Annotated in this window: 21 protein-coding genes; 15 read left to right on the top strand and 6 right to left on the bottom strand. The window is 44.9% G+C overall.

Annotation, left to right across the window (positions count from 1 at the left end; genetic code table 11):
- Positions 1–37: 37 nt before the first annotated feature.
- From sucA to ITG12_RS06875, 6 genes are all read left to right on the top strand, one after another.
- Entirely contained in the window at positions 38–2,863 is a 2,826-nt protein-coding gene (gene sucA / locus ITG12_RS06900) for a 2-oxoglutarate dehydrogenase E1 component (protein ID WP_038877581.1), read from the top strand.
- 28 nt (positions 2,864–2,891) lie between these two features.
- Positions 2,892–4,100, top strand: a complete 1,209-nt coding sequence (gene odhB / locus ITG12_RS06895; protein ID WP_104026953.1) for a 2-oxoglutarate dehydrogenase complex dihydrolipoyllysine-residue succinyltransferase — start codon at positions 2,892–2,894, stop codon at positions 4,098–4,100.
- Positions 4,101–4,304: 204 nt separating this feature from the next.
- Positions 4,305–5,471, top strand: a complete 1,167-nt coding sequence (gene sucC, locus ITG12_RS06890) for an ADP-forming succinate--CoA ligase subunit beta (RefSeq protein WP_038877583.1) — start codon at positions 4,305–4,307, stop codon at positions 5,469–5,471.
- Positions 5,471–6,343 (top strand): succinate--CoA ligase subunit alpha, encoded by an 873-nt coding sequence (gene sucD / locus ITG12_RS06885; RefSeq protein ID WP_038877586.1) that lies wholly within the window; start codon positions 5,471–5,473, stop codon positions 6,341–6,343. Before sucC ends, sucD begins: the two co-directional genes overlap by 1 nt.
- A gap of 86 nt (positions 6,344–6,429) precedes the next feature.
- Positions 6,430–6,939 carry a helix-turn-helix domain-containing protein gene (locus tag ITG12_RS06880; RefSeq protein ID WP_038873058.1) on the top strand — a complete coding sequence of 170 codons (510 nt, stop codon included), beginning with the start codon at positions 6,430–6,432 and terminating at the stop codon, positions 6,937–6,939.
- Complete coding sequence (locus tag ITG12_RS06875) at positions 6,936–7,667, top strand: IS3 family transposase (RefSeq protein WP_248873953.1); 732 nt, start codon at positions 6,936–6,938, stop codon at positions 7,665–7,667. The genes ITG12_RS06880 and ITG12_RS06875 overlap by 4 nt, the downstream gene beginning before the upstream one ends.
- Before the next feature lie 165 nt (positions 7,668–7,832).
- Here ITG12_RS06875 and znuB read toward each other — a convergent pair whose 3' ends face one another.
- Positions 7,833–8,618: a zinc ABC transporter permease subunit ZnuB gene (gene znuB / locus ITG12_RS06870; protein WP_038879265.1), complete on the bottom strand. Its 786-nt coding sequence runs from the start codon at positions 8,616–8,618 to the stop codon at positions 7,833–7,835.
- A complete protein-coding gene (gene znuC / locus ITG12_RS06865; protein WP_038865671.1) occupies positions 8,611–9,399 on the bottom strand; it encodes a zinc ABC transporter ATP-binding protein ZnuC in 789 nt (262 codons plus the stop codon). The genes znuB and znuC overlap by 8 nt, the downstream gene beginning before the upstream one ends.
- 78 nt (positions 9,400–9,477) lie before the next feature.
- Here znuC and znuA point away from each other — a divergent pair, with 78 nt between their 5' ends.
- The 5 genes from znuA to ITG12_RS06840 all read left to right on the top strand — a co-directional run bounded on the left by znuA (position 9,478) and on the right by ITG12_RS06840 (position 17,445).
- Complete coding sequence (gene znuA, locus ITG12_RS06860; RefSeq protein ID WP_039975575.1) at positions 9,478–10,359, top strand: zinc ABC transporter substrate-binding protein ZnuA; 882 nt, start codon at positions 9,478–9,480, stop codon at positions 10,357–10,359.
- A gap of 211 nt (positions 10,360–10,570) precedes the next feature.
- Positions 10,571–13,945, top strand: coding sequence for an AraC family transcriptional regulator (locus ITG12_RS06855; RefSeq protein WP_248873896.1), 3,375 nt, complete (start codon positions 10,571–10,573; stop codon positions 13,943–13,945).
- A gap of 769 nt (positions 13,946–14,714) precedes the next feature.
- Entirely contained in the window at positions 14,715–14,942 is a 228-nt protein-coding gene (locus ITG12_RS06850) for a FeoA family protein (RefSeq protein WP_033005426.1), read from the top strand.
- The gene (gene feoB, locus ITG12_RS06845; RefSeq protein ID WP_248873895.1) at positions 14,942–17,218 is read left to right on the top strand and encodes a Fe(2+) transporter permease subunit FeoB; all 2,277 of its coding nucleotides are present in this window, start codon (positions 14,942–14,944) and stop codon (positions 17,216–17,218) included. The genes ITG12_RS06850 and feoB overlap by 1 nt, the downstream gene beginning before the upstream one ends.
- Complete coding sequence (locus ITG12_RS06840) at positions 17,215–17,445, top strand: FeoC-like transcriptional regulator (protein ID WP_038865666.1); 231 nt, start codon at positions 17,215–17,217, stop codon at positions 17,443–17,445. Before feoB ends, ITG12_RS06840 begins: the two co-directional genes overlap by 4 nt.
- A gap of 91 nt (positions 17,446–17,536) precedes the next feature.
- On the opposite strand, the gene ITG12_RS06835 is transcribed toward ITG12_RS06840, so the two are convergent.
- The 3 genes from ITG12_RS06835 to argS form a co-directional block, all read right to left on the bottom strand.
- Positions 17,537–18,058 (bottom strand): YqhA family protein, encoded by a 522-nt coding sequence (locus ITG12_RS06835; protein WP_038865664.1) that lies wholly within the window; start codon positions 18,056–18,058, stop codon positions 17,537–17,539.
- A gap of 150 nt (positions 18,059–18,208) precedes the next feature.
- The gene (locus tag ITG12_RS06830) at positions 18,209–18,637 is read right to left on the bottom strand and encodes an HIT domain-containing protein (protein WP_054756977.1); all 429 of its coding nucleotides are present in this window, start codon (positions 18,635–18,637) and stop codon (positions 18,209–18,211) included.
- Between the two features lie 146 nt (positions 18,638–18,783).
- Complete coding sequence (gene argS, locus ITG12_RS06825) at positions 18,784–20,517, bottom strand: arginine--tRNA ligase (protein WP_248873894.1); 1,734 nt, start codon at positions 20,515–20,517, stop codon at positions 18,784–18,786.
- A gap of 220 nt (positions 20,518–20,737) precedes the next feature.
- Between argS and ITG12_RS06820 the strand changes: the two genes are divergently transcribed.
- Positions 20,738–21,337, top strand: a complete 600-nt coding sequence (locus ITG12_RS06820) for a VOC family protein (RefSeq protein ID WP_248873893.1) — start codon at positions 20,738–20,740, stop codon at positions 21,335–21,337.
- A 75-nt stretch (positions 21,338–21,412) separates the two neighbouring features.
- Here the strand turns inward: ITG12_RS06820 and purU are convergent, their stop codons facing one another.
- Positions 21,413–22,246 (bottom strand): formyltetrahydrofolate deformylase, encoded by an 834-nt coding sequence (purU, locus tag ITG12_RS06815; protein WP_248873892.1) that lies wholly within the window; start codon positions 22,244–22,246, stop codon positions 21,413–21,415.
- 217 nt (positions 22,247–22,463) lie between these two features.
- Between purU and ITG12_RS06810 the strand changes: the two genes are divergently transcribed.
- The 3 genes from ITG12_RS06810 to ITG12_RS06800 are packed head-to-tail and all read left to right on the top strand — an operon-like array spanning position 22,464 to position 25,495.
- Entirely contained in the window at positions 22,464–24,389 is a 1,926-nt protein-coding gene (locus tag ITG12_RS06810) for an ATP-dependent DNA helicase (protein WP_248873891.1), read from the top strand.
- A 45-nt stretch (positions 24,390–24,434) separates the two neighbouring features.
- On the top strand, positions 24,435–25,136 hold the full coding sequence (gene tsaB / locus ITG12_RS06805; RefSeq protein WP_063345752.1) for a tRNA (adenosine(37)-N6)-threonylcarbamoyltransferase complex dimerization subunit type 1 TsaB: 702 nt from the start codon (positions 24,435–24,437) through the stop codon (positions 25,134–25,136).
- A gap of 53 nt (positions 25,137–25,189) precedes the next feature.
- Entirely contained in the window at positions 25,190–25,495 is a 306-nt protein-coding gene (locus ITG12_RS06800; RefSeq protein WP_005437006.1) for a hypothetical protein, read from the top strand.
- Positions 25,496–25,509 lie beyond the last annotated feature (14 nt).

The following is a 25,509-nucleotide window of genomic DNA, read 5'->3' as shown; positions in this document are numbered from 1 at the left end:
CCGCAGCAAACGTGAAAACTACTGGTTAAGGGAAAATATGCACAACGGCGTGATGAAGGCATGGCTCGAGTCTTCACACTTGGCTGGCGCCAATGCAACGTATGTAGAAGACCTCTACGAACTGTATCTAAGTGACCCCGATCTGGTAAGTGAGGAGTGGAAACGTGTATTCGATGAGTTGCCAAAGAACTCAGAAGAAGTGGCTGATCAGCCACACTCGCGTGTCCGCGACTACTTCCGACGACTCGCTCAAGAAACAAAGCATTACAGTGTCCAAGTTAGTGATCCAGATGTCGACGCTAAGCAAGTAAAAGTTCTCCAGCTTATCAACGCATACCGTTTCCGCGGTCATGAAGCTGCAGAGCTCGATCCTCTAGGTCTATGGCAACGTCCACCTGTGGCGGAGCTAGACCCTGCATTCCACAATCTCACCGAAGATGACTTCGCAGAAACTTTTAACGTAGGTTCTTTCGCCGTCGGCCAAGAAACCATGCAGTTAAAAGATATCTACTCAGCACTTAAGAAAACCTACTGTGGTTCGATTGGTGCAGAATACATGCACATGACAGACACAGAACAAAAACGTTGGATTCAACAGCGTTTAGAGTCTGTCGTTGGTCAGCCATCTTTCGATAAAGACGAAAAGCGTACATTTCTTGAGGAGCTAACGGCTGCTGAAGGTCTAGAGCGTTACTTGGGCGCAAAATTCCCAGGGGCGAAACGCTTCTCGCTAGAAGGTGGCGATGCACTGATTCCGATGACGAAAGAACTGATTCGACATGCTGGTACAAGCGGTATGCGTGAAGTTGTGATCGGTATGGCTCACCGCGGACGTTTAAACATGTTGGTTAACGTTCTAGGTAAGAAGCCACAAGATTTGTTCGATGAGTTTGCGGGCAAGCACGATGATACATGGGGTACTGGCGATGTTAAGTACCACCAAGGTTTCTCTGCTGACTTTGCGACGCCAGGTGGTGATGTTCACCTTGCGTTAGCCTTTAACCCATCTCACCTTGAGATTGTAAATCCAGTAGTTATTGGCTCTGTACGAGCTCGTCAAGATCGCTTAGGTGATTTTGAGGGCAGTCGCGTACTTCCTATTACTATTCATGGCGACTCTGCGATCGCAGGACAGGGTGTGGTTGCCGAGACGTTCAACATGTCTCTTGCTCGTGGCTTCTGTGTTGGTGGTACGGTGCGTATTGTTGTAAACAACCAAGTTGGTTTTACAACATCAAACCCTCGCGATACACGCTCTACCATGTACTGTACAGATATCGCTAAGATGGTACAGGCTCCGATTTTCCACGTTAATGCTGATGATCCAGAAGCGGTAGCATTCGTTACCCGTATTGCACTGGATTACCGTAATGAGTTCAAACGTGATGTTGTCATTGACTTGGTTTGTTACCGTCGTCATGGTCACAACGAAGCCGATGAGCCAAACGCAACTCAGCCATTGATGTACCAAAAAATCAAGAAGCACCCAACGCCTCGTAAGCTTTATGCAGATGTACTGATCGATAAAAACGAATCAGACATTGAAGTCGCGACGCAATTGGTCAATGAATACCGCGACGCGCTGGATAAAGGCGAAGTTGTGGTGAAAGAATGGCGTCCAATGGCTTTGCATTCGGTTGACTGGTCTCCATACCTTGGTCACGACTGGGATGTGGATTGGGACAACAAATTTGATGAGACTCGCCTTAAAGAGCTTGGTCAGCGCCTAATTCAATACCCTGATAGTCATAAACTGCAAAGCCGCGTAAACAAGCTTTATAACGATCGTTCTGCAATGATCAGTGGTGAAAAAGCAATTGACTGGGGCATGGCTGAGACACTGGCATACGCTACGATCGTTGATGACGGCAAGCGTATTCGTATCTCGGGTCAGGATTCTGGCCGTGGTACGTTCTTCCACCGTCACTCTGTTTTGCATAACCAAAATGATGCAAGTACATACATTCCGCTAGCAAATATTCATGACAAACAAGGTCCATTCCAAGTGTTTGACTCTGTGTTGTCAGAAGAAGCGGTATTGGCGTTTGAGTACGGTTATGCAACAGCAGAACCAAGTGGTTTGACTATTTGGGAAGCTCAATTCGGTGACTTTGCAAACGGCGCACAAGTCGTGATTGACCAGTTCATCTCATCAGGTGAACAAAAATGGGCACGCCTATGTGGTCTAACGATGTTGCTACCTCACGGCTATGAAGGTCAAGGTCCTGAGCACTCATCTGCGCGTCTTGAGCGTTATCTACAATTATGTGCTGAACAGAATATGCAGGTTGTAGTGCCATCTACGCCAGCACAGGTTTATCACATGATTCGTCGCCAAGTGGTGCGCCCTATGCGTCGCCCACTGATTGTTATGTCACCTAAGTCGCTACTGCGTCATCCACTTTGTACTTCAACGTTGGAAGAATTGTCTGATGGCACATTCCAACCAGCGATTCCTGAGATTGATAATCTGGAACCGAGCAAAGTGAAACGTGTTGTGTTCTGTTCAGGTAAGGTTTACTTCGACCTTCTAGAACAACGTCGCAACAACGAACAAGATGATGTTGCTATTGTACGTGTTGAGCAACTGTACCCATTCCCTCTGGATGAAGTACAAGCTGCCATCGAACAATACACGAATGTTGAAGATTTTGTTTGGTGTCAGGAAGAGCCTCAAAACCAAGGTGCTTGGTACTGCAGTCAACACAACTTCCGTGCTGCAATTCCAGCAGGTGCAGATCTTAAATACGCAGGTCGCCCAGCTTCTGCTTCGCCAGCAGTAGGCTACATGTCGGTGCACTTGAAACAACAAAAAGCGTTGGTTGAAGACGCTCTGAACGTGAACTCAAAAACTTCGAATTAAGAACTAGAAGTTAAAGGAAGAAACAGATATGACAATTGAAATTCTGGTTCCAGATTTACCTGAATCAGTTGCTGACGCAACCGTAGCGACATGGCACAAACAACCAGGCGACGCGGTAGAGCGTGATGAAGTTCTGGTTGATATAGAAACCGATAAAGTTGTGCTTGAAGTTCCAGCTCCGGAAGCTGGCGTTTTAGAAGCCATTATTGAAGTAGAAGGTGCGACGGTACTTTCTAAACAACTGCTTGCAAAGCTTAAGCCAGGCGCGGTAGCGGGTGAGCCGACAACAGATTCAACAGAAGACAAAGAAGCGTCTCCTGATAAGCGTCACAAAGCAACGCTGACAGAAGAGAGCAACGATGCGCTAAGCCCAGCGGTTCGTCGTCTTCTTGCTGAACACGGCCTTGAAGCTAGCCAAGTGAAAGGCTCTGGTGTTGGCGGTCGTATTACTCGAGAAGACATTGAAGCGCACCTTGCAAATGCAAAAGCGGCACCAAAAGCGGAAGCTCCGGCAGCCGTTGAAGCGCCTGCAGCGGCTCGCAGTCAAAAACGTGTTCCAATGACGCGTCTGCGTAAGACAGTCGCAAACCGTCTTCTAGCAGCGAAGAACAACACGGCAATGCTAACCACGTTTAACGAAGTGAACATGAAGCCAATCATGGACCTTCGTAAGCAATACAAAGACCAGTTCGAAGAACGCCACGGTACTCGTCTTGGTTTCATGTCTTTCTACGTGAAAGCAGTAACAGAAGCACTAAAACGTTACCCAGAAGTGAACGCATCTATCGATGGTGATGATATCGTTTACCACAACTACTTCGACATCAGCATGGCAGTTTCTACGCCACGTGGTCTAGTGACGCCAGTTCTAAAAGACTGTGACACACTAGGTTTCGCTGACATCGAAAAAGGCATCAAAGAGTTAGCAATCAAAGGCCGTGACGGCAAGTTAACCGTTGATGAACTGATGGGCGGTAACTTCACTATCACCAATGGCGGTGTATTTGGTTCATTGATGTCTACGCCAATCATTAACCCACCACAATCGGCAATCTTGGGTATGCACAAAATCCAAGAGCGTCCAATGGCGGTTGATGGCAAAGTAGAAATCTTGCCGATGATGTACCTAGCACTATCTTACGACCACCGTTTGATTGATGGCCGTGAGTCAGTGGGCTTCCTGGTAACCATTAAAGAGCTACTAGAAGATCCAGCGCGTCTGTTATTAGACGTTTAATATCGCTAAAACGTCGAGTTATCCTTGATGGCTCGACGTCTACAGCATCCAAGGCTAGACTGGCTCAGCGTCTGGCCTTCATTTGAACTGCCCCCGATATAAAATTATAAGCAGTTGATTTGAGAAGACCCTACAGACGTACCGCATGAAGCGGCGTTATGGAAATAATAAATCCCCTAAGGGATAAACAAACGGAATATCAAAATGAATTTGCACGAATACCAAGCCAAACAGCTGTTTGCAGAATTCGGTTTGCCTGTACCAGAAGGCTACGCATGTGATACGCCACAAGAAGCTTTCGAAGCGGCGGGTCGCATCACTACTGAAAAGAAAGTCGTTAAATGTCAGGTTCACGCTGGTGGTCGCGGTAAAGCGGGCGGCGTAGAACTACACGATACAAAAGACGGCGTAAAAGAATTCGCACAAAAATGGCTAGGTAAGAACTTGGTTACTTACCAAACAGACGCAAATGGTCAGCCTGTTACTAAAATCCTTGTAGAAGAAGCATCTAACATTGCGAACGAACTTTACCTTGGTGCGGTTGTAGATCGCGCAACTCGTAAGATCGTTTTCATGGCTTCGACTGAAGGTGGTGTAGAAATCGAAAAAGTTGCGGAAGAAACGCCGGAGCTAATCCATAAAGCGGCAATCGATCCACTTGTAGGCCCTCAAGCTTACCAAGGTCGCGAGCTAGCGTTCAAACTTGGCCTTGAAGGCGATCAAATCAAACAATTCGTTAAGATCTTTATGGGTCTTGGCGCGATGTTCTCTCAGTACGACCTAGCGCTACTAGAAATCAACCCGCTTGTCATTACAGGTGAAGGTAACCTTCTTTGCCTTGACGGCAAAATTAACATTGACTCAAACGCAATGTACCGTCAGCCAAAGCTTCGTGAAATGCACGATCCTTCACAAGAAGACGAGCGTGAAGCACACGCAGCTCAGTGGGAACTGAACTACGTAGCTCTTGATGGCAACGTTGGCTGTATGGTTAACGGTGCAGGCCTTGCAATGGGTACGATGGATATCGTAAACCTACATGGCGGCAAGCCAGCAAACTTCCTTGATGTAGGTGGCGGCGCGACAAAAGAGCGTGTAGCTGAAGCATTCAAGATCATCCTTTCTGATGACAATGTTAGTGCAGTACTAGTAAACATCTTCGGTGGTATCGTTCGTTGTGACATGATCGCTGAAGGTATTATCGGTGCGGTTAAAGAAGTAGGCGTAACAGTTCCTGTAGTTGTTCGTCTAGAAGGTACAAACGCAGACCTAGGTCGCGAAGTACTTGCGAATTCTGACGTTGATATCATTGCAGCTGAATCTCTAACAGATGCTGCTCAGAAAGTTGTTGCTGCTGCGGAGGCTAAATAATGTCTGTATTAATTAACAAAGACACTAAAGTAATCTGTCAGGGTTTCACTGGCGGTCAAGGTACATTCCACTCAGAGCAAGCTATCGCATACGGTACGCAAATGGTTGGTGGTGTATCTCCTGGTAAAGGTGGTCAAACTCACCTTGGTCTTCCAGTATTCAACACAGTACGTGAAGCTGTAGAAGTAACTGGTGCGACAGCAACCGTTATCTACGTGCCAGCGCCTTTCTGTAAAGATGCAATCCTAGAAGCGATTGACGCAGGTATCGAGCTGATCGTAACGATCACTGAAGGTATCCCAACAACAGATATGATCGACGTTAAAGTGAAGCTAGAAGAAACTGGCGTTCGCATGATCGGTCCTAACTGTCCAGGTCTTATCACTCCAGACGAGTGTAAGATTGGTATCATGCCTGGTCATATCCACAAGAAAGGTAAAGTAGGTATCGTATCTCGCAGCGGTACTCTTACTTACGAAGCAGTTAAACAAACAACAGATGAAGGCTTCGGTCAGTCTACATGTGTTGGTATCGGTGGTGACCCAATCCCAGGTTCAAACTTTATTGATATCCTAAAACTGTTCCAAGAAGACCCGGAAACTGAAGCAATCGTAATGATTGGTGAAATCGGTGGTACTGCGGAAGAAGAAGCTGCGGCGTTCATCAAAGAGAACGTAACTAAGCCAGTGGTTTCTTATATTGCAGGTGTTACTGCTCCTCCTGGTAAACGTATGGGGCACGCAGGTGCGATCATCTCTGGTGGTAAAGGTACTGCCGAAGACAAATTCGCAGCTCTAGAAGCGGCAGGCGTAAAGACTGTTAAATCTCTAGCAGAGATTGGCAAAGGTCTACGTGAAGTGACTGGTTGGTAAGAAGCCAAACCAATACAAAAGCATTAAAAAGCCTGCGGTGTGAACTGACCCCCAATAGTTGGACACTAATTATTGGGGGTCTTTTTATGTCCAAATATAGCCGCGAGCTAAAATGTGTCATTGCTAAACAATGCTTAAATGGTACGTCATCTAGTTATTTAGAAAAGCAATATTCAGTTTCTTCGAGACAGATTCGGTATTGGGCCCAAGTTTTTGCTATCCATGGTGCAGCTTCATTTTTACCAACTAAACATGCTGTTTCTGCTCAAACAAAGCTAAAAGCATTAAATTTAATGTGGACGAATGACTGGTCTCTCTCGCACACTAGCGCAGTATTTAACCTCTCGTCCCCTGGGATACTTTCTGTCTGGCTCAAAAGATTTAACGAGCTCGGTATCAAAGGGCTCAAAATTCGCCAGAAAGGAAGACCTTCAATGAAACAGCAGCCTCAACGTACCACTAAACCAGATAATGAAATGACACTTGAGGAGCTAAGAGAGGAGTTGATCTACTTACGAACTGAGAATGCTGTTCTAAAAAAGTTGGAAGAGTTGGAGCAAGAAAAGAACCGTCGAACAAAGAAAAAGCGGTCATAGCTCTAACTCTTAAAGGTAAGTACCCACTGAAGCACCTGCTGCAAACTCTGCAACTGGCGAAAAGTGTCTTTTATTATCAGGCTCAAGCGAGCAAGCGTACTGATAGTTACGAAAGTGAACTGCGGTTGATAAAGTCAATTTATCATGAGCATAAGGGGCGATACGGCTACCGCCGTATTCACTTGGAACTAAAAAAGCGAGGCTTCATGTTGAATCACAAGACGGTTCAAAGGCTTATGGCTCAGCTAAACCTTAAATCAACGGTCAGGATTAAAAAGTACCGTTCATATCGAGGTGAGTTTGGAAGAACGGCTCCCAACATACTTGAAAGAGATTTTAGTGCGTCCCAGCCAGATGAAAAGTGGGTAACTGACGTTACGGAGTTCAAAGTCAAAGAGCAGAAAGTGTACTTGTCTCCGGTTGTCGACTTGTTTACTCAAGAGGTGGTTGCTTATAGAGTAGCTAAAAATGCCTGTTTGCCGCTTGTCATTGATATGTTGACGGAAGCGATATCAAAGCTTAGACCGAACTCAAAGCCAATTATACATAGCGATCAAGGTTGGCAATATCGGCATCGACAATATCAGCAAAAAATCGAAGAGAGTGGGTTAATACAAAGTATGTCGAGAAGAGGTAACTGCTTGGATAATGCTGTTGCAGAAAACTTTTTGCTTTACTTAAAACAGAGATGTATCACAACCAGAGCTTTGAAGATGCAGATACTCTGATAGAGCAAATTAAAGAATACATCGAGTACTACAATACCAAACGTATAAAGGTGAAGCTAAAAGGCCTGACTCCGATAGAGTATCGAACTCAGGCCTTGAAAGCCGCTTAACAGAAATGTCCAACTTTACGGGGTCACTTCAATTTCGCAGGCTTTTCTTTTTGTCTTACGCTTTGCGCCTAATCAGTTGGCTAAGCATAAATAGGGATGTCGCGCTAATCACAACAGAAGGACCTGCGGGTGTATCGAAATGCCAAGACAGACTGAGTCCCATTAATACAGCAACAGAGCCAATGATTGAGGCGAAAAAGGCCATTTGTTCCGGCGATGAAGAGACTTTACGTGCGGTTGCTGCAGGGATGATCAATAGGGAAGTCATAATCAGTGCACCAACAAACTTCATACCTACTGCGATAACAATACCGACCATCAGCATTAATACTAAGCGCACTAAATCTGTATTTACGCCTTCGACAGCAGCTAACTCTTCACTTACGGTGCTCGATAACAATGGACGCCAGAAAAAGTACAAACATGCACTTACAGCCACAACACCAGCGTAAATGAACATTAAGTCTTGTGGAGAAACGGCGAGTAAGTCACCAAATAGGTAGCTCATCAAGTCAATGCGAACATTATCCAAGAAGCTCACAGAAACTAAGCCGATGGAAAGGGCGCTATGAGCTAAAATACCAAGTAGGGTATCGGTGGCAACGAGTTGCTGTTTTTGTAGCGTTACGAGCAACACCGCAAGGGCTAAACAGCACACTAAAAGAGCCAGATACAAATTTACATTAAGCAGAAAGCCAAGGGCGAGTCCCATTAGGGAAGCATGCGCTAACGTATCACCAAAGTAAGCCATTTTTCGCCACACGACGAAAGAGCCTAATGGTCCTGCAATAATGGCAATACCAATGCCAGCAAGAATAGAAGGCAGTAAAAACTCAATCATGGTGGTGATGTCCGTGGTTATGTTGTGAGCAAGATGTCGCATCGCCTGTTACAGGAGAGCCAGCAAGATCGTGATGATGGTGTTCATGATCATGATGATAAAAAGCAAGCGATTCACGAGTCGCGTTACCAAATAGAGCGATGTACGACGGATGCTGAGTAATCGTCGCTGGTGAGCCAGAGCAACAAACATGATGGTGCAAACATATGACATCATCCGTTTTCGCCATTACCAGATGCAGGTCGTGCGATACCATAAATACGCCACAATCGAAGCGATGACGAATGCTTTCGATTAAATCGTATAAGTCAATCTGACCTTGAATATCAACGCCTTGAGCTGGTTCATCAAGTACTAAGAGTTCTGGTCGCTGGAGTAGAGCACGAGCGAGCAATACCCGCTGGTTCTCACCACCAGACAAGCGATGCATATTGCTATTTAGTAAGTGTTCCGCTCCAACTAATCTCAAAGCATCTAGGCATTCTTGTTTGCTGTATTTCCCAGCAAGATTAAGGAATCGAACGACATTGAGAGGCAGAGAGTCGTTGAGTTTCAGTTTCTGAGGAACATATCCAATCTTCAGCTTTCGTTTGTTCGTAAGTTTGCCACTTGTCGGTTTTTGTAACCCTAAAATGACTCGAACTAAAGTGGATTTTCCCGCTCCGTTGGGACCGATAAGAGTAGTGATTTTACCCTTTTCTAATTCCATGCTGATGTTATCAAGAACCCTACGACCATCGAATTCGACGCACAGCTGTTCAAGACGGACTAATGAAGACATGAATGAAACTCATTTGCAAACTGATAATGTTATAATGTAACATTATCTCACTTTCAACGCCATATCCCAAGTAAAACTATGAAAAGAGCACTAATTCTTGCTGCTTCAGCAATACTAACTTTACCTGCACACGCAGTGACCGTGTTAACCAGCATCAAACCTATTCAAATGATCACAACTGAGCTAACGGAAGGTGTAACAACACCGGATGTGTTACTTCAGAATAATGCCTCTCCTCATGATTATGCTTTGCGTCCTTCGGATGTCAAAAAAGCGGCTGCGGCTGATCTTGTTATTTGGTATGGGCATGATTTAGAACCCTTCCTTGAAAAAGTGGTAGCAGACAAAGACAACACGCTTACCGTAAGTAAAATTCCAGACCTTAAATTGCGTGAATTTGGTAGCGAGCATGCTCACGACCATGATGGGCACGATCACGGTACCCATGATCCTCATTTTTGGCTTGGTATTGAAACCGTTCAACAAGTCGCTAACGCGATCGCCCATAAACTCGCTGAAATCGATCCTGCTAATGCCAGCACTTATGCAGCAAACCTGAAAAAATTTGATGAACATCTGAAAACGACAGACGCAGAAATTAAGCAAGAGCTTACGCCAGTTAAAGACAAGGGGTACTTCGTTTTCCATGATGCCTATGGTTACTTTGAAGAGCGTTATGGGCTAAACCAAATGGGCCACTTTACTGTCTCTCCTGATCGCAAGCCTGGCGCAAAAACATTGATTCATATCCGTAAAACACTAGGGACGGGCGATGTAGCATGTGTCTTTTCTGAGCCACAGTTTACTCCTGCAGTGATCGAAAGTGTTATGCGTGGTAATGATGTGAACACTGGCGTACTTGATCCGCTAGGCAGTGAAATTGATGTACAGTCAGGCAGTTACTTTGCATTTCTGAAACAAATGTCGAATAGCTTTAGTCAATGTTTGAGCGAAAAGTAACAAATGTGTTGTTACTCCTTACACTGAATTCGTTTTTAACGTGATCCAACAGTAAGAATTGCAACCTTTGGCGCAGTGAGTCTTTCCTATTAAAGGATTTGAAGTATCATTATCAATAATTAGCGGCTCGAAATAACCATATTGACACTTAGCTATGGAAGGCATGAGTGTACAAGAGCACGCACGTATTGATACATGTAAGGATTTCAACTTGCTGCGCCCATTAGCCCTATTTTTTGGGTTTTTTATCCTCTCATTTCAAGCGTTTGCTTCAAGTGAAGCGAATGCGATCTTCTACCCTTTGCCAAATCAGGTTAAGGGCACTTTTATTGCGGCGAAAAAATTGTTTCCTGGTGAACAGGGCGGGCTATGGATCCATGATGTTCACGGCAGAGTATTGTTCTATGACGGTCAAACGACGCTTCCCAAATCAGGCAGTTTCCTGCCAGCGAGAGAAGAACAATTAGCCTATCACAAAGGGTCATTTTGGACCTTTGTTGAAAATGAAGTTTATCAAACCTACCCAAATCGAGATCGTCGGCTAGTCTTTAGCCTCAATCCCGGCTCCCAAATACGTAAAATTGGTTCTTCGGGTCAATATATTTGGGTCAGTGATGGTGCGCATTTCTATACGTATAACATCGACACCAGCGAGCTGAATTCCTTCTCATTGCTCCAGCTTTATCAGCACAGCAACAACAGTTATGTATACATCAACGATGCCATATTTGTTGAAACAAAATGGGCCTTGGCGACGACATCAGGTGTCTACCTCTCTGAAGGCAATTCGTTTAACCACGTCGTTTCCTCAGGTAAGCACTACATAGAAAAAGTCTATTATTCGCATACTCGAAGGGAAATACTCATCGGAACGTTGAAAGGTGCGCTGATTTTCAATATTTACGAGCCTAACAAACCCGTGATCAGAATCGGAGCCTCCCATGTTTTGACGTTTGCAGAGACGAACCAAGAGTATTGGGTTGGTACGGAACAAGGGTTATATCTGTACTCTTTTTTGACTGGTGCTGTGACTCAGGTGACGCCTGCAAGTTTCTTGGAGATCGAATTAGCGAGTACCAAAATTTACTCTTTGTTGAACGATAATATGGGTGGAATGTGGATCGCGACGAATCAAGGGATTCGCTATTACTCACTATTCAGCAAAAAGTTTGAACGTATTACTTTCAGCAGTTATGACTCACAAACACTTTCTGGCCGTATTCGACAGACATTAACTGGCCCAGATGGCGCGTTATGGTTTGTCGATGACCACAACTTATATCGTTCTGGCTCTAAAGGTGTCATGAAAGTGATGAATTCAGCATCACAAATCAATGAGTTTGCTTTCCAAGGCGACAGATTATGGCTGGCGACGTCTTCAGGATTAGAGATCTACAATTTAAATGATTTAGAACGTGTTAGTTATCCCTATTTAAGGGTTATGGCTGGTCGACCTATCGATCATATCGTTGCTGATGGTTCAACAAGACTGTGGGCTTCAAGTGGATATCAATTATTTAATATTGATGTTTCTAGCCAAGAAGTTAGGAACTTTGGTAGTGATTGGTTAGTCAGCCAATACCTACCTGCTAAGATCACCCGTCTCTACGACAAAGAAGAACTGTTATTGATTGGTACTGACCACGGTGTGTACGAGTACGATGGAGAACGAATCCGATTCAACCGTTTCTCAGAAAAATACGGTGAATCCTTAGACATGATTACAGCAATCGACGGTTCTCAGTGGTTTGCCTCTGCATACGGCGTGTTTAAAACGATGCCAGGTAGTGATTCAAAGCAAGTCATGGAAATGAGTGTTTCCAACTCTCGACCAGCATGCATGATCAGTGACTCTGAAGGCGTCTGGCTCGCATCGTCTGTTGGCCTGAGTTATTACCATTTATCTGGTCAGTTAATGAAACATTATTCCTCTTCATCCGGCTTGATAAATAATGAGTTCTTGCCTGGTGTATGTAATACGATCAGGCGTGCTGAGGATAGTGACCGCCAACTTATCTTTGGTTCGCAATATGGGTTGGTCAAGGCTGATGCTTCTAAGCTTCTGGTGTCTAATACGCCAGAATCCAAGCTTATTGTTAGCCAAGTCATGTTAGAAAATGATGTGGTTCAAGTCGGAAGCGCCGATCTTTTGGAGATGAAGCTACCGTATGGGTCTTCTTTAAGTTTCCTTTTTGGTGTCATGCCTAAACCTGACAATCAGAATTTGTATTATCGCTTGCACGAAAATGAGAAGTGGCAAACTTTAGAAGGTGGGCAACTGACTCTAGAGCACCTGAATTCAGGAGAGTATCACTTACAAGTGAGTAATGACTCACAATTAGCCTCTGGAATGATAGGGCTTGATTCGAAATTTACTGTCTTGGAACCGTGGTATTTATCTAAACTCGCGATCACGGGTTTTACCATGGTGGTTATTGTCATTCTTGCTTTGATTATTTACTGGCGTTCTCGCTATGTACTACAGGCCAACCGTGACCTCGCTGCTCAAGTTACATTGAAAACAAACCAATTACGCCATCAAAGTCGTGTATTACTCACCAGTAATCAGCAGTTGAGAAAGCAAATACAGGTAAGAAACTTATTAGTCGACCATGTTGCCCAATCGATTAAGACAAGCGTCGATTCCATTGCCAATAGGTTGCCTATAGATCTGGACTCAGCAACCCAAGACCATCTTTCGAAAACCTACTGGCAACTTAACGAATTAAAGAGTTCGCCAGAAGATAGCAGCGGTGGAAGCCAAAATTACAACCTAAGCCAAATAACGCAGTCTGTCGTTGACGTATGGCGAGAGGATTTCTCGAAAGCTGGCATTGTTGTCGAGTTGGAAGATGCTAATAAATCCAGTCGAATCGCACTTGAGAGTTTTAATCTCGATGTTATCTTCAATAGCATCTTTGCTAATGCGATAAAGCGTTCATTTCGAGGTCAGTCAGTTAAGCTGGTCTTAGAGGAGGGAAATGACATTGTTTCGCTCAGCTTTATCGATTACGGAACTCAACTGCCTAGTAAAGTGTCGACGATGCGTCCTTCTAATACTACAAATGTAGACTTAAGTATGGACAACCTGCCTCAACTGGTATCGGTGAGTGGAGGACATTTATCAATGTTCGCCTCTGATGCTCAGAATAAAATCGAAATCACTTGGCCATGTGCGCAAGAGCTGAGTCATGTTGAGGAATCATTACCGGAATTTACCCAATCAGAACCAATATCGGAGAAAGTGTCACCGGAGCAAGAGTGGCTGATGAAAGTTTATCAATTAGTTGCAGAAAATTATCATGATGCGGAATTCGGTACCGCCTCTGCGGCGAAGTTGCTGTTTATGTCTGAACGTAGCTTACAGCGTCGTTTCAAATCCGCATCATCGAGAACTTTCAAAGATTATCTTACAGAGGTGCGCTTAGAAACAGCATGTGAGCAGCTATTAGCGGGTGAAAAAATCAGTGAGGTTGCATTTAATTGCGGCTTTAATGACCCTTCCTACTTCAGTCAAAAGTTTAAGCACCACTTCGGTCTACCTCCGTCTAAGTTTGCTATGACGCAAGAGAATCAAGTTAGCTAGATTCATTCGCTTTTGATGCTCTGCTATTAAATTGTTAAGCCCAGCTCGTTTTGATGCTGGGCTTTTTATTACGCCAAGCATCGAATCGACTTGGTTTGATGCGGCCTGTTAGAGGCATGCTTTGAGATGCGAGCTATGACTATTTATCACATGATCTTCTGGTTGTGTGTGGTTGTGTGTGGTTGAGTGTGCTCGAGGTAGTGCAATTAAGTTAGGGAAACTAACAGTGAACAATGGAGTGTTGATGTATTGAGTATTAAGGGGAGTAAAGCGTTAAGTGGATAAAGAAAGAGAAGAAAAAAAATATCGTGGTATAGCCGGGGGGACTATACCACGGGTGTCAATGACACCTTCGCTTGCTGCCGGAGTGACATGTTGCCATGTCACCTCTGGAATTCTTTTGAGTGGCTGTTGCCTCTCGATGGGTTAACTATACGAGACCTTACTTATTTTTCTTATAAAAATAACGACAGGTTGATGTGAGAAAAGCGACAAAATGCAATTCTAAATGCAAGTAATTGTTTTTATTGAGTTTTTGTTTTTGGGTGATTTATTTGTTGCGATTGTGTTAATTGCTAGATTGCTGAAAATATTCAATTTTGACGAAAATGACGTGAGATTAATTAACGGAGTTGACGTTTTATTTCGCCAAAAGCATTAATGAAATCTTTGATTTCACACAATGAATGAGAGGGTATAGAAGAGTAACATTAGCGCCCTATACTATTAATAATAATATTTATCATTTGCACTACTCTTAAGGGCCACTATGAAGCTATCAGAAATTAAACCTGGCGAAACAGTGACAATTCGGTTGTTAGAAGGACTTACGTCGGACGTCAGAAAAAAGCTAATGGTAATGGGACTACTTCCAAATACTGAGGTTAAAGTTATTCGACGTGCTCCAATGGGTGACCCACTGCAAGTTGAAGTTCGTGGTGTTTCTGTTGCATTGAGAGAGGCCATTGCGCAGAACATTGAAGTGGAGCGAGCATAATGCAATACCAAATTCTTACGGTCGGTAACCCAAACAGCGGTAAAACGACACTTTTTAATGGCCTTACTGGTGCAAAACAACAAGTCGGCAACTGGGCTGGTGTAACGGTTGAAAAGAAAACTGGTCAGTTTAAACACGCTGGCGATGAATTTTTGCTGACAGACCTTCCGGGTATTTACTCTCTAGATAGTGGTAATGACAGTAATAGTATTGATGAGTCTATCGCGTCTCGTGCGGTTCTGACGCACCCTGCTGATCTGATCATCAACGTAGTCGATGCAACAAGTCTTGAACGTAGCTTATATATGACACTGCAGCTGCGCGAGCTTGGTCGTCCTATGATTGTTGTATTAAATAAAATGGACGCACTTAAGCGTGAACGCCAAATCATCAACGTTGCAGAACTCGAAAAAACGTTGGGTTGCCCGGTAGTTAGCCTGTCAGCGACAAACAAAGCACAAGTAGCAGAATTTAAAGAGAAGCTGCACAAGTCTGTGGTTCAAGGTGTCGCGTTAAAAGAAGTCGCTTTGAACTACGGCGAACAAATGGAAGCGGCGATCGGCAAAGTTTCGGCTCTTTTCAATGATCAAACCGTTTCTCACCGAGCATTGGCGATTCGCGCACTAGAAAAAGATGCACTGGTTCTTAATAGCATGTCGGATGCAGACCGCAATAGTGTTGAAAATACGATTGCCGAGCTAGATCTTGATGTTGACCTGCATGTGGCTGACACCAAATACACACATCTTCACGAAGAGTGTAAGAAAGTACGCCGTAGCGAAGGTAAGCTAAGCCGCAGCGTGACTGAAAAGCTAGACCAATTCATTTTGAACAAGTGGGTGGGCATCCCATTCTTCTTCGTTGTGATGTACCTAATGTTCATGTTCTCTATCAACATTGGTAGTGCGTTCATCGACTTCTTCGATATCGGTGTTGGTGCTCTGTTGGTTGATGGTGGTCACCACTTGTTAGACGGTCATTTGCCTGTGTGGTTAGTGACGGTTCTTGCTGATGGTATCGGTGGTGGTATCCAGACGGTTGCAACCTTCATTCCGGTTATCGCTTGTTTGTACCTGTTCCTAGCGGTACTTGAGAGCTCAGGTTACATGGCTCGTGCAGCATTCGTATTAGACAAAGTGATGCAGAAGATCGGTCTACCGGGCAAAGCATTTGTACCGTTGGTTCTTGGTTTTGGCTGTAACGTTCCGTCAATCATGGCAACTCGTACTCTAGACCAAGAACGTGAGCGTAAACTGGCTGCATCTATGGCGCCATTTATGTCATGTGGTGCTCGTCTGCCTGTATACGCGTTATTCGCTGCGGCATTCTTCCCAGGTTCTGGTCAGAACATTGTATTCGCACTTTACCTACTTGGTATTGTGGCAGCGATCTTCACGGGTCTTTTCCTTAAGCACACGCTTTACCCAGGTAGCAGTGACAGCCTAGTAATGGAAATGCCTGATTACGAGCTTCCGACGCTACAAAACGTGGTGATCAAAACTTGGCAAAAGCTAAAGCGCTTTGTACTTGGTGCAGGTAAAACCATCGTTATCGTTGTTGCTATTCTGAGTTTCTTCAACTCATTGGGTACTGATGGCAGCTTTGGTAACGAAGACAGCGAAAACTCTGTGCTTTCTAAAGCAGCGCAAGTTGTGACTCCAGTATTCGCGCCAATCGGTGTTCAAGAAGACAACTGGCCGGCGACGGTAGGTATCATTACCGGTATCTTCGCAAAAGAGGCGGTAGTTGGTACGCTGAACAGTCTATACACTACGCCAAGCGACGGTGAAGACGCAGAATTTGATCTAATGGGCAGCCTAGAAGAGGCAGTAATGAGTATCCCAGAAAACCTAGCCGGTTTGAGCTACTCAGATCCACTAGGTATTGAAGTGGGTGACTTAACTGACTCAAATGCGGTTGCAGAAGAACAAGAAGTCGATGCTTCTATCTTCGGTAACATCAAATCGCAGTTTGCTTCTGGCAATGCAGCGTTTGCTTACCTAATCTTTATCTTACTGTACACACCATGTGTTGCAGCAATGGGTGCTTACGTACGTGAGTTTGGCCATAAGTTCGCTCGATTTATAGCAGTATGGACAATGGGACTGGCTTACCTATGTGCGACGTTTTACAACCAACTGACACATTTCGCAGATAGCCCAGTGACCAGTGGTATTTGGATTGCGGTAATTGTAGCAATCTTCTTTGGTACATACCGTGTGTTCAAACGAGTTGGTAAGAAGCAAAACGGTGCATTAGAGGCGCAAGTAGCATGATTTTAAAAGAGCTTTATCAATACATTGCAGACAAAGGAATCGTCTCTCAATCAGATCTGGCTAAGCAGTTTGGGATGAGTGAAGATGGCGCCGACGCGATGTTAAGCGTGTGGATCAAGAAGGGAAAAATTAACCGTCTAGTCGACACTAATAAAGCTCATGATGTGACTCGAGTACGTTACTCAGTAACTAAGCAAGATGGTTTATCACTGACAGTGACCATGTAGCAATCAAACTTATCATGTAAAGACGACAAAGCCGCATCAGTAACGATGCGGCTTTTCTTTTGCTAGTTATTGTATTGTTAATACAGCGGAATCAATGCTCTTCAGAGTGTTTAGTCGCACCTAACCCTAGGAACTTCAACCCTAGACTTAAAACTAAAATCGAAATAGGTAAGGTCAAGATCGTCCAATTTAAGCTGTCGAAGTTAATCAGTACGAGTTCCAAGAACTTCACAAACAAAATCACAATGATGACTTCAGCCAAGATATTTTTCAGGTGGCCGATGTTTGGGGTTCTGATCCAATGTAAAACCGACTGTTCTTGTGTTTTCGCTTTAGCTTTGTTGGAAATAAATAGTGTGTAGATGCCGTGAGCAAAGATGAACAAAACTAGCGCAACAAGAAATGTATCCAGTGACTTGATCAAATAAGCGATCGCGATATCTGCTTTATCTAAATGTGCGAGTGCTTCCGGAGGTGTTTGATTAAGAATGAAGACTGCAAACGCCGAATAGGTTTTCGCTGCGCCCATAACAAAAAGCAAGAACGAAGCAGCCATAGAACAGATGATGGCGATCCAGCTGACGTATCGGAATGTGTTGAAGACTTGTTTCATGATGACCCTCTCTAATTGAGCTGGCAGTCTAAACAAGTTTGATTTAAGTGATAATCCCAGAAAAATGAGAAAGATTGTTACAAATATGCATTAATCTTCCTCTACTTATCTCGTGTGTATTCAAAGGCGGATGATTTTTACTCGCGGTGCTTATGCCTTTTGGAAAATAGAGCTCAGTGACAGCACGTTCTTAATGCGCCCAAGTAGCTCGTTTTGCTCTTCTTCTGTACGGAATTTACCTTTGGTGTTACCCCAAACCGGTCCAGGCCATGCGACGTCATCTTTGAAGCGAGCGATATGGTGAATGTGCAGCTGTGGTACCATATTACCTAGCGCACCAAGGTTTAACTTGTCTGGACGGAAGGTTGCTTCCAGTGCTTGGCTTACTGCCTGAGACTCTAGCAAAAACTGTTGCTGTTCTTTCATTGGCAAGTGGTGAAGCTCTTTTAGGTTTGCACGTTTTGGTACCAAGATAACCCATGGCACGGCATTGTCTTTATGCAGAAGCGCCACACACAGTGGGAAATGACCGATAACGGTAGTGTCTTTTGCCAGTTGAGGGTGCAGTTCAAAACTCATTATATTATCCGATTTGAATTGAATGACATCAGTATACGCCAGATAAAACAAAAGGTTGACGCTTTCACGCCAACCTTTCTAAATCATCTCGATTCTCGATTCTCGATTCTCGATTCTCGATTCTCGATTCTCGATTCTCGATTCGCTTACATGCGTTCTAGAGTATCAATACCTAGTAGAGACAGACCTTGCTTGATGGTCTTCGCTGTTAGCGCTGCTAGTTTCAGACGACTTTGTTTCACTGCTTCGTCTTCTGCAACTAGGATAGGGCACGCTTCGTAGAAGCTAGAGAACTGACCTGCTAATTCGAATAGGTAGCTACACATGATGTGTGGTTGACCTTCGCGAGCAACAGATTGAACCGCTTCTTCGAACTGCATGAGTTTTGCAATAAGCGCTTTTTCTTTCTCGTCAGTGATTTTGATTTCACCTTGTAGATCATCCATAGAAACGCCAGCTTTAGCGAATACAGATGCTACACGAGTGTAAGCGTATTGCATGTACGGTGCAGTGTTACCTTCGAACGCTAGCATGTTGTCCCAATCGAACACGTAGTCCGTTGTACGGTGCTTAGAAAGGTCTGCGTATTTAACCGCTGCCATTGCAACAGTATTTGCGATCGCTTTCTTCTCGTCTTCAGCTAGTTCTGGGTTCTTAGATTCGATCAGCTGTGCTGCACGAACTTCTGCTTCATCTAGAAGATCAGCAAGGCGAACCGTACCGCCTGCACGAGTCTTGAATGGTTTCCCATCTTTACCTAGCATCATACCAAACGCGTGGTGCTCAAGAGATACTGACTCTGGTACGTAGCCCGCTTTACGAACGATAGTCCAAGCTTGCATTAGGTGTTGGTGCTGACGAGAGTCGATGAAGTAAAGTACGCGATCCGCGCCTAGTTCTTCGTAACGGTATTTCGCACATGCGATGTCCGTTGTTGTGTATAGGAAGCCGCCGTCGCGTTTCTGAACGATAACGCCCATCGCTTCGCCGTCTTTGTTCTTGAATTCTTCAAGGAACACAACTTGCGCGCCGTCATCTTCAACCGCAAGACCTTGTGCTTTAAGGTCTGCTACGATCTTAGGTAGCATGTCGTTGTACATGCTCTCGCCCATTACGTCATCACGAGATAGAGATACGTTTAGACGATCGTAGTTGCGTTGGTTTTGGATCATGGTAACGTCAACTAGCTTCTTCCACATTTCTGCGCAGAACTCGTCACCGCTTTGCAGTTTTACAACGTAGCCACGAGCTTTTACTGCAAACTCTTCGTCTTCATCGTACAGCTTTTTCGATTCACGGTAGAAACCTTCAAGATCCGCCAGTTCCATAGAAACTTCGCCAGACTCTTGTTGTACACGCTCAAGGTTTGCGATAAGCATACCGAACTGAGTACCCCAGTCACCGATGTGGTTCGCACGGATCACTTTGTGACCTAGGAACTCAAGAGTACGTACGACTGCATCACCGATGATGGTTGAACGTAGGTGACCAACGTGCATTTCTTTAGCAACGTTTGGTGCAGAGTAGTCAGCAACGATCGTTTGAGCTTCGTCTGCTGCAACGCCAAGACGTGAGTCAGCCAGTGCTGCTTCCGCTTGTTTTGCTAGGAACTCTTCGCTTAGGAAAATGTTGATGAAACCAGGACCAGCGATTTCTGTCTTGCTCGCAATACCATCTAGGTCTAGAACATCCAGTACTTTCTGTGCAAATTCTCGTGGGTTAGTACCCAGTTTTTTAGCAACGCCCATTACGCCGTTTGCTTGGTAGTCACCAAATTGTGGCTTTGCTGATTGGCGCACTGCCGCAGAGCTGCCTGCAGGTGCGCCAGCGGCTTCTAGAGCCTGAGATACTTTGTCATTAATAAGTGCTTGGATATTCACACGCGTTTCCTTCAATTCAAGGACGAAGAACTCGGCGAAGTAAGTGCCGAGTTCTGTTGGAGTTCACAAAAATGGGGCTAATGATAACAACTTTATTGCTTTTCATACAGAGAGGAATTGGGGAAATTTATACTTTTTCGATTGAATGGAAATGTGGCTTAGTTTGCGTTTACTATTGCGCTCGGAGTAATGAGATAAATCGCCCTATAAGAGAGCCACAATGACGACTCAACTAGTTGAAAAACGCCTAGCGCCTGAATTGATGATCCAAGATCTGGATGCGTTTATGGCGAAGATTGAAGAGCTTGCATCCCTGTTAAAACTGGATCTGAGCTTTGCTCAAGCTGACCATATTGCGCTGCGTATTAATGATACTGAAACAGCGAAAGCCGCGCATGAAGCATGGAATCAATACGGTAAGGTGATTTCACAAGCGAAAATCAACGGTCGCCCAATTATTGTTATCGAATTCGACAAAGAGTTGGAAAGCCGTGGCTGGAAGATAGAGTGTTTGGAACTGCCATACCCAGCGGAAGGCAAAATCTACCCAACTGAAAGCTGGGAACATGTGGAGTTTGTGATTCCGTCTCATGCTGAAACCGCCGATGAGTTTTTAGCGGATTTGAAACACACTTATCCTGCGTTTGGTGCGCGTTTTGACGAGCTAGAAGAGCTGGGTGTGAAGATCAAACTGTCGAGCCCAAAAGGGGAAGGCGAACGCTTGAACAACCCAACCGTGGCGTTTAAGTATCAAGGTATTTGTATCAAGCTGCACCCACATTCACTCAAGCGTATTGTGGAGTCAGAGCAGGCTGAATAAGTTAGCTTTTAACGATTAGAAAGAAGAAAGGGTTGCCCAATGAGCAACCCTTTCTTTTATTGAAATTCGATAAACTTAAAGAATAACCGTCTTATTGCCGTAAACAAAAACGTGATCATTGATCACTTTATTCAAAGCCTTGCTCAATACGTTCTTCTCGACATCGCGACCCGCTTGCGCCATATCTTGTGCGCTGAACGTGTGATCCACTGGAATAACGTCCTGCTTGATGATTGGGCCTTCATCCAAGTCATTCGTCACGAAGTGCGCTGTTGCACCGATGATCTTCACACCGCGGTCGTAAGCTTGTTGGTACGGTTTTGCGCCGATAAACGCGGGTAAGAAGCTGTGGTGGATATTGATGATCTTGTGACGGTATTTCTCTACGAAAGTTGGAGTGAGAACACGCATGTATTTCGCTAGCACAAGATAATCGGCATCGTATTGATCAATCACTTCAAGCATCTTCTGCTCGTGCTCTTCACGGCTAAGATCTTCGTGTGTCACGTGGTGATAAGGGATATCAAAACGTTCGGTCAGCGTTTGCAGTTTGTCGTAGTTACCAACAACCGCAGCAATTTCAACATCTAAGCTGCCGTCATAAGTCTTCATCAGAATATCACCCAAACAGTGCGCTTCTTTCGTCACTAGGATAACGATGCGTTTGCGGCGAGAGCTGAACAACGTGCGCTTTGCTCCTTGCGGCAGTGCTTGATCTAAATCAGCGAGAAGCGTTTGATCGTTGAAGTATCCCTCCAACTCAGTTCTCATGAAAAAGTGCCCACTGGTGTTATCAACAAACTCGTTATTATGAACGATATTCAGCTGATGCTTATAACAGATATTGGTGATTTTTGAGATTAGACCCGGTGCGTCGCTGCAATGAGTCAACAGTGTTTTCTTTTCCATAAATCAGATACTTCCATGCATTATTTTTCTAGCGTACGAATAAAGTACTCACTTTAGAAGCGTGAATCGTACGGCAATCTGACTTCATAAATAATCTATTCTTGGCGTGGTTTCAACAAATTATCCGCATGATGCTAAAACCTAGTGCTTTTGTTGGCTGATGTTTACGCTCAACTCCTGATATACTCTCGACAATTTTTCCAACCAGATGTCAGGCATGATCGCAAAAACATTCTCCTCTGAGGGCGCGTTAGGTAAAGCCATTCCGGGCTTCCAAGCTCGCCAGCCACAAATTGATATGGCAGAAGCTGTCAGCAATGCGATCAAAGACCAAACTCAGTTGGTGGTTGAAGCGGGAACGGGGACCGGCAAAACCTTCGCTTACCTTGTGCCTGCGTTATTGAGTGGCAAGAAAGTCATCATCAGTACCGGGTCGAAGAACCTACAAGAACAGCTGTATCACCGTGATTTGCCTTTGATGGTGAATTCGCTGGGCTTTTATGGTCAAGTGGCACTTTTAAAAGGTCGTTCTAACTACCTTTGTTTGGATCGTTTAAGTCGTCAAATGGTCGAAAGCCATACGAATCAAGCTGACCCAACACTGCTTACCCAATTGGTTAAGGTTCGTAGTTGGTCGTCTGAAACTAAAACGGGTGACTTGGGTGATTGCGATGATCTGCCAGAAGACAGCATGATTATTCCGACGATTACGTCAACGAATGATAACTGTCTGGGTAAAGACTGTCCGAGCTACACCGATTGTTTCGTCTTGAAAGCACGTAAACGTGCGATGGATTCAGACATTGTTGTAGTCAACCACCACTTATTCCTTGCGGACCTTGCGATCAAAGAAACTGGCTTTGGTGAATTGATCCCAGAAGCTGACGTGTTTATCTTCGACGAAGCTCACCAGCTTCCAGATATTGCCAGCGAATACTTCGGTCAATCAATCTCTAGCCGTCAGATCCAAGAGCTCGCCAAAGACATTGAGATTGCCTACCGTACAGAAGCAAAAGACATGCGCCAGCTGCAAAAAGTGGGCGATAAGCTGATGCAAAGTGCGATGGACATGCGCATCGTGCTGGGTGAGCCGGGCTTTCGTGGTAACTGGCGTGAAGCGATGCAATCTGAGTCCATTAAACGTGAATTGGTGCGTTTAACTGATAGCTTAGATCTGGCGATTGATGTGTTGAAACTGGCATTGGGTCGAAGCCAGTTGCTGGATACTGCGTTTGAACGTGCCAATCTAATAAAAGGTCGAATTGACCGTGTTTGCGATGTCGACATCACAGGTTATTCCTATTGGTTTGATACATCGCCACGTCATTTTGCTCTGCACATTACGCCGCTTTCGGTGGCGGATAAATTCCATGAGCAAATCGAAATCAAACAAGGCGCGTGGATTTTTACCTCAGCAACCCTAGCGGTTTCGGGTGACTTTAAACACTTTACCGACCGTCTTGGATTAAAGCCGAAGCAACAGTTTTCGTTGCCATCTCCGTTTGATTACGAGAAGCAAGCACGCTTATGTGTGCCTCGTTATCTACCAGAGCCAAACAGCCCTGGCTTAGCCGACAAACTGGTGCGAATGCTTGCGCCTGTGATTGAAGAAAACGATGGGCGTTGTTTCTTTCTGTGTACTTCGCACAGCATGATGCGTGAGCTTGGTGAACGCTTTCGTGAAGTGCTGGATTTGCCAGTGCTAATGCAAGGCGAAATGAGCAAACAAAAGACCCTTGCCGAGTTTATGGAGCTAGGTAATGCATTGCTGGTGGCGACGGGGGCATTCTGGGAGGGGATCGATGTTAGAGGTGATGCGCTGAGCTGTGTTATCATCGACAAATTACCGTTTACTGCCCCTGATGACCCGCTGCTCAAAGCCCGAATCGAAGATTGTCGATTACGTGGCGGTGAGCCGTTTGCAGAAGTGCAAATCCCAGATGCGGTTATCACGTTAAAGCAGGGTGTAGGACGTTTGATTCGAGACCAAAAAGACCATGGTGCCTTGATCATTTGCGACAACCGTTTGGTAACGCGTGATTACGGTGGCACCTTCCTCGGCAGTTTACCGCCAATCCCAAGAACACGGGATTTGGAACGAATCAAAACATTCCTAAAAACAGAACAACCTGCCGCAGATTAATACGCTGTGGCATCAATAAATTAAAGAAGAATTGTAGAGAGTTACATGAGCGCAAAAATTCTTGCTATCGATACGGCAACTGAAAACTGTTCAGTTGCGCTACTGGTTAATGACCAAGTGATTTCACGCAGTGAAGTGGCTCCTCGTGACCACACTAAGAAAGTGCTGCCTATGGTAGATGAAGTACTGAAAGAAGCGGGCCTGACTCTACAAGATTTAGACGCATTGGCGTTTGGTCGTGGTCCGGGCAGTTTTACTGGCGTTCGTATCGGGATTGGTATTGCACAAGGTTTAGCGTTTGGTGCTGATCTGCCAATGATCGGCGTTTCAACGCTGGCTGCGATGGCGCAAGCAAGCTACCGTCTACACGGCGCAACGGATGTAGCTGTTGCGATTGATGCACGCATGAGTGAAGTTTACTGGGCACGTTACACTCGCCAAGAAAACGGTGAATGGGCCGGTGTGGATGCAGAATGCGTTATTCCACCAGCGCGTCTAGCGGAAGAAGCGCAAGCAGACAACAAAACGTGGACTAAAGCGGGTACTGGTTGGGATGCTTACCAAGACGATCTTGGCAAACTGCCATTCAACTTAACGAGCGGTGATGTGCTTTACCCTGATTCGCAAGACATCGTGATTCTTGCTGAGCAGGAGCTTAAGAAAGGCAACACAGTCCCAGTAGAAGAATCGAGCCCGGTTTATCTGCGTGATAATGTGACGTGGAAGAAACTTCCGGGTCGCGAATAATTCATCACTACTAGAATATACGGGGCGTTTGCCCTGTATTTTTATGGAACGTTATGGCGTCTATCAATGGTTTACCTCCTGCGTTAATACCGGGTGCAAATCGCACCAATAAAGTCGGTAAAAAAGGGCAGGTAAAGAAAGCTCAAGATAAGCAGCCCGTTGGTCAACCTTCTAAGGTGGCGAACGCCGTCGCGCATTCCATTAAGCAAGTGGATGAGTCTCAGATTCATCGCGCTCAAGTGCAATATGATTTGCCTGAGGGTCATGCTCGCAAAGCAATGGAACAGTATATGGATGTCATGAATCGAGCGAAAAAAGAGGAACTTGCTCAGTTACTTGGTGTCGATATCTATGTGTAAAACAACGAAATGAT

It is taken from the genome of Vibrio sp. ED002 (genome assembly GCF_023277445.1).
Lineage (GTDB): Bacteria > Pseudomonadota > Gammaproteobacteria > Enterobacterales > Vibrionaceae > Vibrio > Vibrio jasicida.
This window is presented reverse-complemented; position numbering and strand designations above follow the sequence as displayed.

What these genes read in the sequence shown, in the direction of transcription:
- ITG12_RS06880 (WP_038873058.1), top strand. Translation starts at nt 6,430, where the DNA reads ATGTCCAAATATAGCCGCGAGCTAAAATGTGTCATTGCTAAACAATGC.
- sucD (WP_038877586.1), top strand. Translation starts at nt 5,471, where the DNA reads ATGTCTGTATTAATTAACAAAGACACTAAAGTAATCTGTCAGGGTTTC.
- ITG12_RS06850 (WP_033005426.1), top strand. Translation starts at nt 14,715, where the DNA reads ATGAAGCTATCAGAAATTAAACCTGGCGAAACAGTGACAATTCGGTTG.
- sucA (WP_038877581.1), top strand. Translation starts at nt 38, where the DNA reads ATGCACAACGGCGTGATGAAGGCATGGCTCGAGTCTTCACACTTGGCT.
- tsaB (WP_063345752.1), top strand. Translation starts at nt 24,435, where the DNA reads ATGAGCGCAAAAATTCTTGCTATCGATACGGCAACTGAAAACTGTTCA.
- ITG12_RS06820 (WP_248873893.1), top strand. Translation starts at nt 20,738, where the DNA reads ATGACGACTCAACTAGTTGAAAAACGCCTAGCGCCTGAATTGATGATC.
- purU (WP_248873892.1), bottom strand. Translation starts at nt 22,246, where the DNA reads ATGGAAAAGAAAACACTGTTGACTCATTGCAGCGACGCACCGGGTCTA.
- ITG12_RS06840 (WP_038865666.1), top strand. Translation starts at nt 17,215, where the DNA reads ATGATTTTAAAAGAGCTTTATCAATACATTGCAGACAAAGGAATCGTC.
- ITG12_RS06800 (WP_005437006.1), top strand. Translation starts at nt 25,190, where the DNA reads ATGGCGTCTATCAATGGTTTACCTCCTGCGTTAATACCGGGTGCAAAT.
- odhB (WP_104026953.1), top strand. Translation starts at nt 2,892, where the DNA reads ATGACAATTGAAATTCTGGTTCCAGATTTACCTGAATCAGTTGCTGAC.
- znuC (WP_038865671.1), bottom strand. Translation starts at nt 9,399, where the DNA reads ATGTCTTCATTAGTCCGTCTTGAACAGCTGTGCGTCGAATTCGATGGT.
- znuA (WP_039975575.1), top strand. Translation starts at nt 9,478, where the DNA reads ATGAAAAGAGCACTAATTCTTGCTGCTTCAGCAATACTAACTTTACCT.
- ITG12_RS06835 (WP_038865664.1), bottom strand. Translation starts at nt 18,058, where the DNA reads ATGAAACAAGTCTTCAACACATTCCGATACGTCAGCTGGATCGCCATC.
- ITG12_RS06830 (WP_054756977.1), bottom strand. Translation starts at nt 18,637, where the DNA reads ATGAGTTTTGAACTGCACCCTCAACTGGCAAAAGACACTACCGTTATC.
- sucC (WP_038877583.1), top strand. Translation starts at nt 4,305, where the DNA reads ATGAATTTGCACGAATACCAAGCCAAACAGCTGTTTGCAGAATTCGGT.
- feoB (WP_248873895.1), top strand. Translation starts at nt 14,942, where the DNA reads ATGCAATACCAAATTCTTACGGTCGGTAACCCAAACAGCGGTAAAACG.
- ITG12_RS06810 (WP_248873891.1), top strand. Translation starts at nt 22,464, where the DNA reads ATGATCGCAAAAACATTCTCCTCTGAGGGCGCGTTAGGTAAAGCCATT.
- znuB (WP_038879265.1), bottom strand. Translation starts at nt 8,618, where the DNA reads ATGATTGAGTTTTTACTGCCTTCTATTCTTGCTGGCATTGGTATTGCC.